We start from the raw sequence: 15,293 nt of genomic DNA on the forward strand, positions 1-15,293 counted from the left end.
GTGGCGGAGCATGAGTTGGTCCTGGTTGTTGACTTCGGAGCGCAGTACGCGCAGTTGATCGCACGGCGGGTGCGTGAGGCGAAGGTGTACTCCGAGATCGTGCCGCACTCGATGCCGGTCGAGGAGATGCTGGCGCGGCAGCCGAAGGCGATCATCCTGTCCGGCGGACCCCAGTCGGTCTACGCCGAGGGAGCGCCACGGGTCGACTCCGCACTGTTCGACTCCGGCGTCGCGGCGTTCGGAATCTGCTACGGCTTCCAGGCCATGGCTCAGACGCTCGGTGGCGAGGTCCGCCGTACCGGGCTGCGTGAGTTCGGCCGGACGCCGGTGACCGTGAGCGAGTCCGGGACGCTGCTGGCCGGCATCCCGGCGGACCTGAACGTGTGGATGTCGCACGGTGACGCGGTGCACGCGCCGCCGGCCGGCTTCGCCGTACTGGCTGCGTCCGAGGGTGCGCCGGTGGCAGCGTTCGAGGACGTGGAGCGGCAGCTGGCCGGTGTCCAGTGGCACCCCGAGGTGCTGCACTCGCAGGCCGGACAGGCCGTGCTGGAGCACTTCCTCTACGACATCGCCGGCTGCGTCGGCGACTGGACCACCACGAACGTCGTCGACGAGCAGGTCGAGATCATCCGTCAGCAGGTGGGTGACAAGCAGGTGCTGTGCGCACTGTCCGGCGGTGTGGACTCCGCAGTGGCCGCCGCACTGGTCAGCAGGGCTATCGGTGACCAGCTCACCTGTGTGTACGTCGACCACGGCCTACAGCGCGCCGGTGAGTCCGACCAGATCGAGAAGGACTTCGTCGCGGTCACCGGGACCCGGCTGGAGGTAGTGGACGCGGAGGACCAGTTCCTCGGCGCACTGGCCGGTGTCACCGACCCGGAGCAGAAGCGCAAGATCGTCGGTCGCGAATTCATCCGCACCTTCGAGGCGACCGCCCGCAAGCTGGACGCGGAGCGCCACATCGAGTTCCTGGTCCAGGGCACGCTCTACCCGGACGTCGTCGAGTCCGGTGGCGGCGCCGGCACCTCGAACATCAAGTCGCACCACAACGTCGGCGGACTGCCCGACGACCTGCAGTTCAGCCTGATCGAGCCGCTGCGCACCCTGTTCAAGGACGAGGTCCGCGAGCTCGGCATCGCCCTCGGACTGCCCGAAACCCTGGTCTACCGGCACCCGTTCCCCGGACCGGGCCTGAGCATCCGCATCATCGGCGAGGTCACCCGCGAGCGCCTCGACATCCTCCGCGCCGCCGACCTGATCGCCCGCACCGAGCTGACCGCAGCCGGCCTGGACCGGGAGATCTGGCAGTTCCCGGTAGTCCTGCTCGCCGACGTCCGCTCCGTCGGTGTCCAAGGCGACGGCCGCACCTACGGCCACCCGGTCGTTCTGCGCCCGGTCACCAGCGAGGACGCCATGACTGCCGACTGGGCCCGCCTCCCGTACGACGTGCTGGAGCGCATCTCCACCCGCATCACCAACGAGGTCGACGAGATCAACCGAGTCACCGTCGACATCACCAGCAAGCCCCCGGGCACCATCGAGTGGGAGTGACCCTGCCGTCGCCATACTTGCCGGGTGAACGAAGGGGTAGGGGATCCGCGGCTGACCGCGGAAGGTGAAGTCAGCCTGGCCAGACTGGCGCTGGACGACAACGAGCTGAGTCACGCCGCCGACCACGTCGCGAGCGCGCTAGGTGCGTTCCCGACGTTGCCGGAGGCACATGAGGTGCTGGGCGTGCTGGTGAGTCGCCCGGACGGCGGCCCGGATCTGTGGCCGCTCGACGGCGAGCTCTACATCGGTACGGCGGTCGCCCGGGCGCATGCGCTGGCCTACCAAGGCCAGTACGCCGAAGGGCTGGAGCTGCTGGTGTCCGCGCAGGGGCACGAGCCTGCGATGCCTTGGGCGGATGCACCTTGGGTGCTGGACGCAGCCACGCCCGCGAAGATTGCACCGGGCGATCTGGTCAGCGTGTTCGCGCGACTGTTCCGCGTGATGCCCGAGCTGCGGCAGGACGACGTACGGGCGGCTTTCGCGCCGTACCTGGCGCTGGCGCGGAACATGACTGCGGCGCATCCGGAGTCCTCGTGGCTGTGGTGGGCAGCGTCGATCTACCTGCGGCGCAGCGGCGAGTACGTCGAGGCAGCGGCCGCGGCGGAGCGTTCTGCTCAGCTGGAACCGAGTGACCGGGCCGATATCGCGCTGGGCTACGCCCTGCGTGAGCAGGGCCGCACCGACGAGGCTCTGGTTGCTTTGCAGCACGGACTGACGTTCGACCCGAAGAACGTGTCGCTGTACGCCGACATCGCCGGTCTGCTCGGTTCGGCGGGCCGGCTGGACGAGGCGATCGAGTGGGCCGACCGAGCGCTCGCCATCGAGCCCGGTCACGACTGCTCGCTGGTCGAGCGGCACGGGCTGCGCTACCGCCGCGACGGTGACGTGGACGAGCTGGTGGCGATCGCGGACCTGCGCCGATTGGCGGAGCCGGGCAGTCACGAGGCCGAGCATGCGGACGCCGAACTGACCGACCGGTCCCGGCAGACGTGGCTCGGTGGGATCGCGGTGCCGACCGAGGCCGTGGTCAACGTGATGGGGCAGTTCTTGGAGAAGCACAGCCCAGGTGACGAGCCGCCACAGCTGTCGCTGGCGGTCTCCTCGATCGAACCACCGAGCGCATTGCTCTCCGTCGAGCGGATCGCCCCCGGATCCGACGTGACGTTCAACGAGATCCTGGCGCCGGACCCACGACAGCCCGCGTCGCTCGACGGCCGGGCGGTGCGGCAGATCGAGGTGTCGGTCTGGTCGTACGACGGCACTACCGCTCGCCCTGCAGTGCCGCCGCCGTCCGAGGCGGGTGCGCAGGCGGTGGCGCGTGTGGCCGAGTGGGAGTGGCTGCACTTGCCGGCGGCGTACGACCGGGCCGTGCTGCTGGCCGACACCTCGCTCGACGACCTGCTCGGCGTACTGGTGCATCCGGTGCTGCCACCGTCGGATGACCTGGCCATCTGGCCGATGTGGATCCGGCAGCTGCAGACCTGGGCTTGTCTGGGGATCGCCCACCACCGGACCGACGAGCCCTGGCCGGCCTCCACTCGCAGACAGGTGCTCGCTGACCTCGCCTACGGTCCGGAGGACTGGATCACGGAGGCGGCGATGCTGGCGCTGAGTGCGACCGCCTGGGCGGAGCCGGCGACGCGCGAGGACGTGGCTGAGCTGGTGGGCTGGCGCTTCATGGCTGCGGCTGAGGCGTCACGTGAGCGGCCGGTGACGATCCTCGAGTCGCTGGCCCAGCTGGTTCTCGCGACACCGGCCATGAACCCCTCGGTCGCAGGTCTCGCCCGGGACGTCCTCAACCCAGTTCCCGAACCGGCCCAGGCCCCGGCCGCGAAAAAGCGGCGGGGCTGGTTCCGGCGCGGGTGATCAGGACTCGCTGTTGAGGCGGGTCTCCAGCGCGGCGGCGGCATCTGCCTGGCCGACGCCGCGGAGCCGGTCGACCAGGAGGTAGCCGGTGCGGTACCAGAGGTCGGTGTTGGCGGGGAGCTCGTTGAAGAGGTCTTGCAGAGCCTTCTCGTCCTCGGTGCCGTGTTCGGCCAGCAGGAGCTGGGCGTTCAGGTACTGATCTTCGTAGCCGCCGCGTTCGTAGAGGTCGGCGGCCTCGTCGGCGTGGGTGACGGCGGTGGTCTGGTCACCCTGCTGGAGGTGGATGAGAGCCAGGTCCCAGTGGACACCGGCGGACTGGAAGATGACGTCCTGGTCGGCGGACGGCAGCGCGTCCAGGATCGGCTGGGCTGAGGTGACCAGCTCGAGCGCCCGGGCGTGGTCGCCGGTGTAGCGGGCGGACTGGGCGGCCAGGCGGATGGCCTGGGCCTGCTGCAGCGGGGACTCCGCGGTGCCGAAGTGCTGGGCGGCGGTGAGGAAGACGTCGACCGCCTCGTCGTCGCGGTCGAGCTGTTCGAGCAGGATGCCCTCGTCCTGACGCAGGGTGGCCAGCCAGGCCGGGTGGGCCTCGGAGGAGACGTCGGCGAGCAGCTCACGGACCTTGGTCAGGGCCGACTCGTTCTCGCCGAGCATCCGGTAGGAGTCGATCAGTACGCCGCGGGCGTCGGCCAGGGCGTCGTCTGTCAGCACGGACAGCGACTCCTCGGCGGACTCTGCGGCCTCCAGCGGGCGGCCGGTCAGCAGGTAAGCGCGGGCGAGCATCAGCTGCGAGTAGGCGACGTGCGTCTCCAGACCGGGCATGCCGGTGGCGAGGGCGACCGCCTCGACCAGGTCCTCGGCCGCTTCGGCTGGGCGCTCCAGCTCCAGCCGGACGCGACCGCGCAGGTGGTGCGCGAACGACCGTTGGGCGTCGTGCTGCGAATCGAAGGCCACGGCGATCGCTGCCTCGACCTCGTCGAAACGTCCCTCCTGCAGCAGCAGGTTGGCCAGCAGGATCGCAGTACTCCCGGCGTTCTCGGGCCGCGTGTGCGCCGGCCCCGGCTCGGTCAGGACCTGGATGGCGTTGCTGAACCGTCCGGCCTGGGCGTACATGATGGCCAGCGAGTCCCGCTGCGACGGGCGTCGTTCGAGCTCGTCGTTCGCGATCAGCCAGCGGATCGGCTCCTCGCCCGCGGCCAGGCCCTCCTCGACCTGGCCCTGCTCGCACAGCATCCGGCCGATCCGCCCGCGGGTCCGGAGAACGCGGACCTCCTCGCCGAGCTCGTCGTACAGCGCCAGTGCCTCTCGCCATGCGTCCAGTGCGACCTGCGGGTCCTCGCTTGAGGCCAGACCGCGACCGTCCAGCACCCGGGCGCGGTCGAACGGAGTCCACTCGCTCTCCGGCACCTCACGCTCGAAGGCCTGCCATGCGGCAACTGCGTCCTCGGCAGCGAAGTTCTGCCAGTCCTCTTCGGCCCGGTCGAGCCAGCCACGGCCGGACACCGCAGGACGCTCTGGCTGCTGGGTGGTGGGGACCGTCTGCTCGGCCTGGGCCTGCTTACGCAGCTGAGCACGCCGGGCGGTCTCCGACAGCGGCAGGTACTCGACCCAGGGCTCAGCCGTCAGTAGGCGCTGGATGTGCTCACTGCGATGTGTCGTGCCGTTGCGGGCGTCGAATTGCGCCGCCAGCTCCAGTGCGCGCGCTGCGTAGCGTTCGGCGAGCGCACCGGCCGGCTCTGCGTCCGCCTGGGGTTGGCGGATCCGCATGTCACTGTCCACGCGGCTCAGCGCGAGCGATGCCGCTGCCGAGAACGCCATCTCGGCGTACGGCGAGGGCGGGTCGGCCAGCTCGGCGGCGTGCCGCTCGATCAGCTCGATCGCCTTGAGTTCGTTACCGGTGCGGGCCAGGAACTCGACGTGGTCCGCGTGCTCGCTCAGCTCGCCGACCCGGTTCCGCAGCAGGCGGTAGGCCTTGCGGTGCGCGTCGACGGCTTCGTCGTACATGCCCTCGGCAACATAAGCCGGGAGAAGCGCGGTGAGCATCTGCTGCGGCTGCTCGGCGCAGGTGAGCTGACCGTCCAGCACGTTCACGGCCAGTGCGACAGCATCCGCCGTCCGGCCGACCGAGGTGAGGTGGTGCACCTTCGAGGTCGGGTCGCAGCCGACGCAGTCGGACAGGTCGTCCCGCGGCGCGGTGGACCAGAGCCGGAACTGCTCGGCCGCAGTCTCTTGGTCGCCGATGTGGTGGGCGACCAGCCAACGGTGCTGGTGGACGGCGTGCATGCTGTGCCCGCTGAGCCGCCAGCGCTGCTCCATGTCGTCCAGTACGGCGTACGCGCGATCCAGCGGCACCTCGGGGAACTTGGCGAGGGTGCTGGGCGCGTATTTGTAGCACCAGTGGAACAGGTGCGAGTACTCGCGATACTTGTCCGGCTCCGCATCCCAGTCCGCCACACAGCGGGCGAACGGAACCAGCGACTTCCGCGGCTCGCCACCCATCACGTACGCGGTGACCAGAGCAAGGCGACTGTAGAACGCCAGGTCTGCCTCGCTGGCCGCATCCGCCCGCCGTACGACGTCCTCGAGCAGGGCCGACCGGACCTTCCCGTACGGCGCGCTCTCGGCACGTTGGAGCAGGTCGATGAGTTCCGCGTTCATGGCGTCTGGTCCTCCGGCGTGGGGACGGCCTGGTCGAGCAGGCCGAGGAAAGAGCGGTTCACAAGAGCAGAGTCGGCCGGGGTGATCGGGTGGTAGCCGAGCATCAACGCGTGCCCGTACAACCCTTCCACCGCCAGCTGGGTCAGCTCACGATCGTTGAGTGACGCCATCCGCCGTACTAGCGGGCTGCGGTAATTCAGCACCAGCTGCGGCCGGCTGTCGTCCTGGGTGTCGAGTGCACCGAGCACCTCGGACCAGAGCGCGTCAGCCCGGTCCTTGGTAGCGCGCAGCTCGCTCGCGAACTGGGCGGACCGGTCAACCAGGTAGAGCGCCGGCAGTCCGGCCGGCTCGAACGCCCGTACGACGATCTCGCAGCCCACCGCGTCCAGTGCGTCCTGCGCGAGCTGGACGAACGGCCGCAGCCGCAGCTCGGTGTCCGGGTCCAGACTGTCGAAGCTCGTGCTCAGCTCGGTCGGGTCGAACCGGCTGGTGGTCAGCTCGGGCACCACCTCAGGCAGCCGGGCCAGCAGCTCACTGTCGTAGGTGTAGCCGCCGTTCACCACCGTGATCTGCTGCGCGGCTGCGACAGCCGCGAGCTGGCGGAACTCCTCGACCGTAGTGACGTACCGGATCTGGTTGGTGCGCTGCTGCAGCTCCGCCGTGGTCATCCGGCCGTGGTTGGTCTCGAAACGCAGCCAGCGGTGGACCAGCTGGAGCATCTCGTCGTCGTGCAGGGCCAGCGCCTTCACACCTAGCTGGTGGATGCTGAGGAACCGGTCCAGCTTGGCGGGGTCGGTGTTGCCGAGCCGGACCAGCCAGCCGCGCAGCTGGTCGCCCAGCGCGTCCCGCGTGGCCTCCAGCGTGCCATCGTCGAACAGTGCCTCCCGGCTCGCGGTCGGCCGCAGCTCGGAGGTGTCGATGACCGCCCGGACGAAGAAGGCCCAGTCCGGCAGGAGGCCCTCGACGTTCTCCGCGAGGAGCATCCGCTTCAGGTACACGCGGTGGGTGGCGCGCTCGGCCGGGTTCGCGGCGAACGGCAGCACGAAGGCCACGCCGGTGAGCCCAGCGCCCGGATTGTTCAGGTGGATCACGTCGAACGGGGTGAACCCGAGCTTGTCCTGCGCATAGCCCACCAGCTCGGCCCGCTGCAGTGCGCCGGTGTTCTCCCAGGGCGCCTTGCCGTCGGTCACCTGCTCACCGTTGACGCGGATCTCGATCGGCAGCAGTGCACCGAACAGGCGGATCAGCTCCACGACAGTGGCGTGTTTGTACCACTGCTCCGCACCACGCCGGGCCTTCAGCGTCACCGTCGTACCGGTCTCGGCACGGTCCGCTGTGGCGGCGAGCTCGTAGCGGCCGTCCGCCGTACCGAGCCAGCGAGTGGCCGGGCCACCGGCCGGCTGGGTGACGACCTCGATCTCGTCGGCGACCATGAAGGCCGACAGCAGGCCGATCCCGAACTGGCCGAGGAACTCCGAGCGGGCGAACCCGATCTCGTCCCGCTTCGAGCTACGGCCGATGGTGGCCAGCAGCTCGCGCACCTGGTCCGGCAGCAGGCCGATCCCGGTGTCGGCGATGCTGAGAGCACCGTCGGTCGTCTGTACGTCGATGCGCCGCGGCGCCCCCGCCTCGACGGCCTGACGTGCGGTGATCGCGTCGACGGCGTTCTGCAGCAGCTCCCGCAGATACACCCGCGGACTGCTGTACAGATGGTTGCTCAGCAGGTCGACGATGCCCTGGAGGTCGACCTGGAAGTTCTCACTCACCCCAAACCCCCTTGTTCGCCGCCAACCTACCCAATCACCAGTTCGCGCCGTACTTTGAGAGGAGTCCGGGGAGGACGCAGGGAGGACGCTATGGCATTGACGGTGGGGACCTTCAATCTCAACAACCTGTTCGACCGCTGGAACTTCGCCGGTGCGGTCGACGTACTCGCACAGGGCACCAGCACGGTGCCGGCCACCTACACGTTCGACGACGAGCATCGTCGCCGGCTGCAGCTGGACGGCCGGGGGAAGCTGCTGGTGTCCAAGAAGCCGGAGGACACCGACCGGGTTGCCGAGCGGCTGCTGACGGCCGATGTGGACGTCTGGGTGGTGCAGGAGGTCGAGAACATCGACGTCCTGCGGGAATTCAACCGCGAGCACCTGAACGGCGCGTACCAGCACGTGATGGTGATCGACGGCAACGACGCGACCCGGTTCATCGACATCGGGATCCTGTCGCGGCGCCCGATCGGTGGGGTGACCAGCTATCAGCGGGTGTTCCACCCCGAGGTGCCGAAGCGGCCGATCTTCTCGCGTGACCTGGTCGAGGTGGAGATTCTGGACTCCCGTGGGCGCAAGGCGCTGACGGTGTTCGGGACGCACCTGAAGTCGAAGTTCGTCGACTTCACCGTGGCCAACCCGGTAGCGGCTGCGGCGGAGGCCGAGCTGCTGCGCACCCGGCAGGCCGACACCATCGTGCGGATCATCGCCGCGCGGATGAGCAGCCGGCAGCGGTACCTGCTCTGCGGCGACATGAACGACACTCCGGAGTCGCCTGCGCTGGCGGCGTACGCCCAGTCCGGACTGGTGAACGCACTGACCGCTCCGACCGAGATCGGTGCCGTGAAGACCACGGTCGAGCTCCCGGCCAGTCCGGCGTGGACATCGACGTTCAAGGGCGCAGGGCAGCCGCGGTCGTTCGACCTGATCGATCAGATCTGGTTGTCACCGGCACTGGTGCCACGGCTGAAGGGTGCGTTCATCGGTCGCCGGAAGAAGCTGGCGCGGGACGGTACCGACCATGACCCGGCCTGGATCTCACTCGACATCTAGGCGTTGCGCGATGCCGTCGAGGAGGCGGTCGAGGCCGTAGCGGTACGACTCGGCCGCCGCCTCGTCGGTGCCTGCGGTGAAACCACCTGCGTTCCAGATCGCGGTCATCGCGGGGTGCCGCTCGACGTCGAAGTACGTCTCCCACAGGTCGGAGCGCTCGATCCACCAGGAGTCATGGCTCTGACCGCTGGCCCGCTCGATCAGCCGGCCCTCCGCAGCCAGGCTGGCCGCGGAGTCGACGTACGTCGAGATCGCCAGTGCTGCGGTGTTCGTCTCGCGCGGTGTGAGCTTCAGGGTGCTCACCACGGACAACAGGTACTCGCTGCCCGCCATCAGCCCTGGTCCGGCGGGTGGTCGGACCGGGGAGACCTGTGACAGCCACGGGTGCCGATCGAACATCAGCTGGGTCTGGTCTGAGTACAGGTAGACCTGAGCACGCCAGTCGTCGGGGCGGGGCTCGCCGGGGCCCGGTAGGTCACGCTCGCCGAGCACCTGGTCGATCATGAGCTCCAGGAGATCGTCCTTCGACGGGACGTAGGTGTAGAGCGTCATGGTGCCGACGCCGAGCTCCTTGGCCACACCGCCCATGGAGGCCGCGGCCAGACCGTCACTGTCGGCCAGCCGGATCCCGGTGGCGACCACCTCGTTCACATCCAGCGACGGGCGTCGCCCTGCGCCCTTGGCGGCCGGGGCGAGTGGGCGGTGGTTGCGCCACAGCAGCGCAAGCGTGCGATCGACCGTCACATGCCAACCATAGGCGCTGATCTGAATTCTCGTATACCCTACGAGAATTACTCCAAGACTGAGGGGAACGGCATGACGATCTTGGTGACCGGTGCGACGGCGAGCGTCGGACGGCTCCTGGTGGACGAGTTGGTGGCTGTCGGAGCGCCGGTGCGGGCCCTGACGAACAAGCCTGCGCGGGCCGCGCTTCCGGAGGGTGTGGAGGTCGCTGTTGGGTACCTGGGGCGTCCGGAATCGCTACCGGCCGCGCTCACGGGCATCGATACGGTCTACCTGGCGCCGCTCCCGGCGTACGTGGACGACTTCGTGCGGTGCGCTCTGGAGGCCGGCGTACGGCGGGTGGTGGTGCTGTCGGGGGAGCCTGCTGAGTACGAGGCGCAGGGGGATCCGGCGAGCTGGCACTACTACCGGGTTGAGCGGGCTATCGAGGAGGCCGGGTTCGAGTGGACCTTCCTGCGACCCGGGCAGTTCATGAACAACACGCTGGACTGGGCGCCGTCGATCAAATCGGAGGGCGTGGTGCGAGCGCCGTACGCGAACGCCGTCCAGACGCCGATCGACCTCGCTGACATCGCCGCCGTGGCTCGCGTTGCGCTACTGGACGAGTCCTTCACCGGCCAGAAACTCGTGATGAGCGGCCCCGAGGCGCTCACTCAGCCGCAAGAGGTCGAGCACATCGCCGCTGCGATCGGTCGGCCGATCAAGTTCGAGGAGCAGACACCCCAGGAGTACCTCGACCAGTTGACCCCCTACACCGGCCTGGAAACGGCCCAGTGGCTACTCGACGGCTTCCGAATGATGGCCGAGCACCCCATGACCCCGGAGCCCACAGTGGCCAACCTCACCGGCCGCCCGGGAACGACGTACGCAGAATGGGCAGTCCGCAACGCGGAGGTCTTCCGCTGACCTCTGCGAGAACATGATGACCTGATACTTCGGACCTTCCTGAGGCAACTTGAATCTGGGTAGAACATGTGTTCGACTGTGGTGCATGAGGTGGGCCGGTCAGCAGTTGGACGTGGAGGCTCCGGGGGCGTTGCCGGGGCTGGGGCTGATTGCGGGGCTGGTTCGGTCGGTGACGACGCCGGAGTTTCGTGGGGTGACGTTCCATGAGGTGGTGGCGCGGTCGGCGCTGAACTCGGTGCCTGGTGGCGGGTTGCCGTTCAACTGGACGGTCAATCCGTACCGCGGGTGTACGCACGCGTGCCGGTACTGCTTCGCCCGGCCGACGCACAAGTACCTCGAGCTCGATCAGGGGCTGGACTTCGATCGGCAGATCGTGGTGAAGACGAATGTCGCCGACGTCCTGCGCCGGGAGCTGGCCCGGCCGTCCTGGGGGCGGGAGCAGGTTGCCTTGGGCACCAATACGGATCCGTACCAGCGGGCCGAGGGCCGGTATCGGCTGATGCCGGGGATCATCGGTGCGCTGGCCGGTTCCGGGACGCCGTTGTCGGTGCTCACCAAGGGGACGCTGCTCCGGCGCGACCTGGACCTGCTGGTCTCCGCGGCGACCGAGGTGCCGGTCGGGATCGGGGTGTCGCTCGCGCTCGGGGACGAGGAGCTGCGGCGGCGACTGGAGCCCGGCGTACCGTCGGTGCGCGGCCGGCTCGAGCTGATCCGTGCAGTGCGGGAAGCAGGGTTGCCTTGTGGGGTGATGGTCGCACCGGTCCTGCCCTGGCTGACCGACTCGGCCGACCAGCTCGACGACCTGTTCGGAGAGCTCGCAACAGCCGGCGCGACCGGAGTCACCACTCTCGTCCTGCATCTCCGCCCCGGCGTGAAGGACTGGTTCATGAGCTGGCTGGCCCACGACCACCCCGAGCTGGTCGGCCGCTACGAGTCCCTCTACGCCCGCGGTTCGAACGCAGCCCCCAGCTACCGAACAGCCTTCGAGCAAAAGGTCCGCCCGCTCCTCGACAAACACGGCTTCGGCCGCCGCTCCAAACACCGAGCCACCCCCAACCCGTACGGCGTCGTCGAAGCCGCCGGCCTGAGCTCCGACTCCGGCTGGGGCGAACCCGCCGCCACCCACCCCCGCTTCCGCTCACCCACTCGCCCTCGCACCACCCCTCCGCCGAAAGCGCCAGCACAAGACTCGCTGTTCTGACCCCGCGAGTCCTCGCCATCCCCGACACCTCCGGAGCCGGCGTACAGGTCAACCCCGAGGTACCGTTCCCGCCCGCCTCATTTGGGGCTCTTCTGGCCTGTCCGTGGGTCCCACGGGGTGCAGTTGCTGAGGGTGTGAACAGCAAATGGGGGCCCTGAACAAGGCATAACTTGTTCAAGCCCACCGCACAGGATGCACACCCCCGAGATGCGCCCCAAGGATTCCTGGAGCGGACCCGCGCCACTGTCCATCCTCCCCGTACCGCCACTCATTCAGGTCACGCTGAGCGTGAACCGCCCGAGCTGCACGGTGGTGGACAGTGCTGGCGGTCCGCCCCCGCCGCGTCCCCCTGCATCACCTCCGCTGGGGGCACGGTGGCTTCGGTCGCCGCGCACCAACAGCGGTCGGCTCGCTGAGTGGAAGAAGACTGCTGCCAGAAATCGATGCCCGGCAGCACAGTGCTTCCGGTCGACGATCCACTCCCCACACTCGCCGATCACACCAGCCGAGACCCTCCGATCGCACGGCGCCAACCGGTCCGACAGATGCGCGAGCCACCCACGGAACAGTCAGGAGAGTCCCACTTGGTGGGCTCGCCCATCCACTTGTGGGTGAGCCCACGGCATGCGGTTGGCCTACCCGCAACGCGATGGGTCAGCCCACCAAATGGCGCGAGAGAGTGGGCCCCACTGCTGCGGCCGGCTTACGGGGAGGGGGTGGCTGGGGAGTCGTACCGCCCGGAAACGACCGATAGGACTTTCCAACTCGCAACGATGCCGATCCGACGGCCGCAACCCAGTCCGTGGGCCCAGGCAGTCTGCGCGCGATAGCTGACCTCGGTTGTGGGACTGGTCCGTTCCGGTGGGAGTTAGGGGTGGGTGAGGATCTCGGGGCCGGTGGGGGTGATGGCGATGGTGTGTTCGGCGTGGGCGCCTCGGGTGCCGTCGGCGGAGCGGAGGGTCCAGCCGTCGGGGTCGATGAGGTAGGTGCTGCCGGGGCCGGACCAGAACCACGGCTCGATCGCGAAGGTGTGCCCGACCTGGAGTTTGAAGCCGCGGCCGGGGCGGCCGCCGTTCGGGACGTGGGGTTCCTCGTGCATGCAGCGGCCGATGCCGTGGCCGCCGAAGTCGAGGTTGGTGCCGACGCCGGCCTCCTTGCCGATCCGGCCGATCGCGGCACCGATGTCACCCAGCCGACTGCCTGGGACGGCGGCTGCGATACCGGCCGCCAAGGCGCGCTCGGTGATCTCGATGATCCGTAGGTCCTGCGGTCGTGGCGTACCGACGCAGAAACTGGTTGCCGCGTCCCCGCACCAGCCGTCGACCGAGGCGCCGCAGTCGACGTTCAGCAGGTCGCCATCGGCGAGCTTGAGGTCCGACGGAAGTCCGTGCAGGACGGCGTCGTTGACCGACGTACAGATCACTCCGGAGAACGGGCTGGTCGCGAACCCGGGCTGATAGCCCTCGAACAGGGATACGGCACCGGCCGCGCGCAGAACCTCCCGCGCCACCTCGTCGAGCTCGCGCAGCGAGACCCCGACTGCGGCTTCCTTCTTCACAGCGGCCAGCGCACTGCCGACGACCCGCCCGGCTGCGCGCATCGCCTCGATCTCTGCCGGTGTCTTCAGCTCAACCATCGCCTACGCCCTCGCTCCGTGATCTCTTGGCTGCAAACGGTACCCGCAAGGACACGATCGGGTTACCGGTCGAACTCAAGCGCACGCCAGGCCGTCCGATGAGTGATGGACACCGAATCTTGGGGGCTGTGATGGCGGTACGACGGCGCGCGGTGCTGGGTGCACTGCTGGCCGGGGCGGGGGCGACCGTCGTCGGAGGCTGTGCGGATGTCGGTCTGAGCTCGCCCAGTACGCCGTCGGACGGGGGATCGGTCGGCCCGCCGGCGAAGACCACTGACTCCGCGGCTCGCCCGGACCGGATCTCGATTGTTGCCACCGGCGACGTTCTCCTGCACGAACGGTTGTGGACAACGGCACGCCGTGACGGCCGTGGTGGCGCTTGGGACTTCGCGCCGTTGCTGGCCGGCGTGAAACCGCACGTCCAGCAGGCCGATCTCGCGATCGCGCACCTGGAGACGCCGCTGGCGCCGATGGGTGGTCCCTACAAGGGCTACCCGTTGTTCCTCGGCCCGCCACAGATCGCCACGGCGCTGAAGCAAACCGGCTACGACCTCTGCACGACAGCCAGCAACCACAGCTTCGACGGTGGCGCGGCCGGTGTCGACAGGACGCTGAACACCTTGGAGAAGGCCGGTCTCCGGACGGCGGGCACGGCGCGGAACCGGAAGGAAGCCGAGACTCCGACGATCATCGAGGTCGGCGGTGTGAAGGTCGCGTCGCTCTCGTACACCTTCGGGTTCAACGGCCTGCCGTACCCGAGCGGTCAGACCTGGCGTGCCGGCAAGCTCGACGCGGCCGCGATCAGCCGGATGGCGAAGGAGGCCCGCGATCGCGGCGCCGAGATCGTCGTGGTGAGTTGCCACTGGGGGACCGAGTACTCGGCGAAGATCAACGACCAGCAGCGCGAGCTCGCACCTCAACTACTTGCCGATAGCAATATTGACCTGGTGGTCGGGCACCATGCGCACGTCGTCCAGCCGATGGAACAGCACAACGGCAAATGGGTCGCGTACGGGCTCGGCAACCTGGTCGCGGCCCACCGGCAGCCGAACAGCACCCGCGCCGAGGGTCTGCTGGTCCGCTTCAGCTTCAAGCGGGACGGCGACAAGTGGACGACCGAGCAGGCCGGCTACGCGCCGCTGCTGATGACCGACACGTTGCCGGTCCGAGTTCTCGACGTACGGCGGGAGCTTGCGAAGCCGGGCCTGGTTGCGGCGAAACGCGCCCGGCTGGAGCTCGCACGGCGGCGCACCGACGAGACTGTGCTGTCGCTGGGAGCAACTCCAAAAATGCTTTGAGCGCTCGCAGTCCGGCGGTCTAGGGTCGGCGCATGACTACGTACTTTGTGATGGTCCGTCGTGCCCGGCTCCGGGCAGGCGCGGGGTGCCTGGGGATGGCATCCGCTCGATAGCCGGTGGGCTCAACGAGTAGTGGACGCTGCCGGGGTTGCACCTGGCGAGCTGATACTCGACGTAGGAGCCGGACTCGGTGCCTTGACCGGACCACTGGTTCGGGCCGGTGCCCAGGTGATCGCGGTCGAACTGCATCCTGGGCGTGCCGATCGGTTACGCCGGCGGTTCGCGGACGATCCGGTCACGGTGGTCCGTGCCGATGCCGGTGACCTGCGGTTGCCGTCCCGGCCGTTCCGGGTGGTGTCGAGTCCGCCGTACACGCTGTCGACCGCGTTGCTGAAGCGCTTGCTGGCACCGGGGTCTCGGCTGGTGTCGGCGGATCTGGTGCTGCAGCGGCAGGTGGTGAACCGCTATGTCCGCGGTGAGGCACCGGGCGCACAGCGCTGGTACCGCCACTACGAGCCGTCCCTCGGGCTACGCCTTCCCCGTAAGGCCTTTACCCCTCCTCCACATGTCGACTCCGCAGTCTTGCTGCTGCGCAAACGCTGAAAGGACAAGGCCCC

Annotated in this window: 11 protein-coding genes; 7 read left to right on the forward strand and 4 right to left on the reverse strand. The window is 68.7% G+C overall.

Going from position 1 to position 15,293, the window contains the following annotated elements; genetic code table 11:
• Together guaA and ACFCV3_RS17470 are read left to right on the forward strand one after the other, a co-directional pair.
• Positions 1–1,551 carry a glutamine-hydrolyzing GMP synthase gene (gene guaA, locus ACFCV3_RS17465; protein WP_376031008.1) on the forward strand — a complete coding sequence of 517 codons (1,551 nt, stop codon included), beginning with the start codon at positions 1–3 and terminating at the stop codon, positions 1,549–1,551.
• A 24-nt stretch (positions 1,552–1,575) separates the two neighbouring features.
• Positions 1,576–3,417: a tetratricopeptide repeat protein gene (locus ACFCV3_RS17470; protein ID WP_376031009.1), complete on the forward strand. Its 1,842-nt coding sequence runs from the start codon at positions 1,576–1,578 to the stop codon at positions 3,415–3,417.
• Here ACFCV3_RS17470 and ACFCV3_RS17475 read toward each other — a convergent pair whose 3' ends face one another.
• On the reverse strand, positions 3,418–6,072 hold the full coding sequence (locus ACFCV3_RS17475) for a hypothetical protein (RefSeq protein ID WP_376031010.1): 2,655 nt from the start codon (positions 6,070–6,072) through the stop codon (positions 3,418–3,420).
• The gene (locus tag ACFCV3_RS17480) at positions 6,069–7,838 is read right to left on the reverse strand and encodes an HSP90 family protein (protein ID WP_376031011.1); all 1,770 of its coding nucleotides are present in this window, start codon (positions 7,836–7,838) and stop codon (positions 6,069–6,071) included. Before ACFCV3_RS17480 ends, ACFCV3_RS17475 begins: the two co-directional genes overlap by 4 nt.
• Before the next feature lie 90 nt (positions 7,839–7,928).
• Here ACFCV3_RS17480 and ACFCV3_RS17485 point away from each other — a divergent pair, with 90 nt between their 5' ends.
• Positions 7,929–8,891, forward strand: coding sequence for an endonuclease/exonuclease/phosphatase family protein (locus tag ACFCV3_RS17485; RefSeq protein WP_376031012.1), 963 nt, complete (start codon positions 7,929–7,931; stop codon positions 8,889–8,891).
• Here ACFCV3_RS17485 and ACFCV3_RS17490 read toward each other — a convergent pair.
• Positions 8,877–9,635, reverse strand: coding sequence for a TetR/AcrR family transcriptional regulator (locus ACFCV3_RS17490; RefSeq protein ID WP_376031013.1), 759 nt, complete (start codon positions 9,633–9,635; stop codon positions 8,877–8,879). The two genes, ACFCV3_RS17485 and ACFCV3_RS17490, sit on opposite strands and share 15 nt — an antisense overlap.
• 72 nt (positions 9,636–9,707) lie before the next feature.
• On the opposite strand from ACFCV3_RS17490, the gene ACFCV3_RS17495 reads away from it, so the two are divergent.
• Together ACFCV3_RS17495 and ACFCV3_RS17500 are read left to right on the forward strand one after the other, a co-directional pair.
• A complete protein-coding gene (locus ACFCV3_RS17495; protein WP_376031014.1) occupies positions 9,708–10,541 on the forward strand; it encodes an NmrA family NAD(P)-binding protein in 834 nt (277 codons plus the stop codon).
• A gap of 85 nt (positions 10,542–10,626) precedes the next feature.
• Positions 10,627–11,742, forward strand: a complete 1,116-nt coding sequence (locus ACFCV3_RS17500) for an Rv2578c family radical SAM protein (RefSeq protein WP_376031015.1) — start codon at positions 10,627–10,629, stop codon at positions 11,740–11,742.
• Positions 11,743–12,610: 868 nt separating this feature from the next.
• Here the strand turns inward: ACFCV3_RS17500 and map are convergent.
• Positions 12,611–13,378: a type I methionyl aminopeptidase gene (map, locus tag ACFCV3_RS17505; protein WP_376031016.1), complete on the reverse strand. Its 768-nt coding sequence runs from the start codon at positions 13,376–13,378 to the stop codon at positions 12,611–12,613.
• 131 nt (positions 13,379–13,509) lie between these two features.
• Here map and ACFCV3_RS17510 point away from each other — a divergent pair, with 131 nt between their 5' ends.
• Both ACFCV3_RS17510 and ACFCV3_RS17515 read left to right on the forward strand, forming a co-directional pair.
• A complete protein-coding gene (locus ACFCV3_RS17510; protein ID WP_376031017.1) occupies positions 13,510–14,676 on the forward strand; it encodes a CapA family protein in 1,167 nt (388 codons plus the stop codon).
• 132 nt (positions 14,677–14,808) lie between these two features.
• Positions 14,809–15,279, forward strand: coding sequence for an rRNA adenine N(6)-methyltransferase family protein (locus ACFCV3_RS17515; RefSeq protein WP_376031018.1), 471 nt, complete (start codon positions 14,809–14,811; stop codon positions 15,277–15,279).
• The last annotated feature ends 14 nt before the right edge of the window (positions 15,280–15,293 follow it).

The organism is Kribbella sp. NPDC056345 (genome assembly GCF_042262745.1).
GTDB lineage: Bacteria > Actinomycetota > Actinomycetes > Propionibacteriales > Kribbellaceae > Kribbella.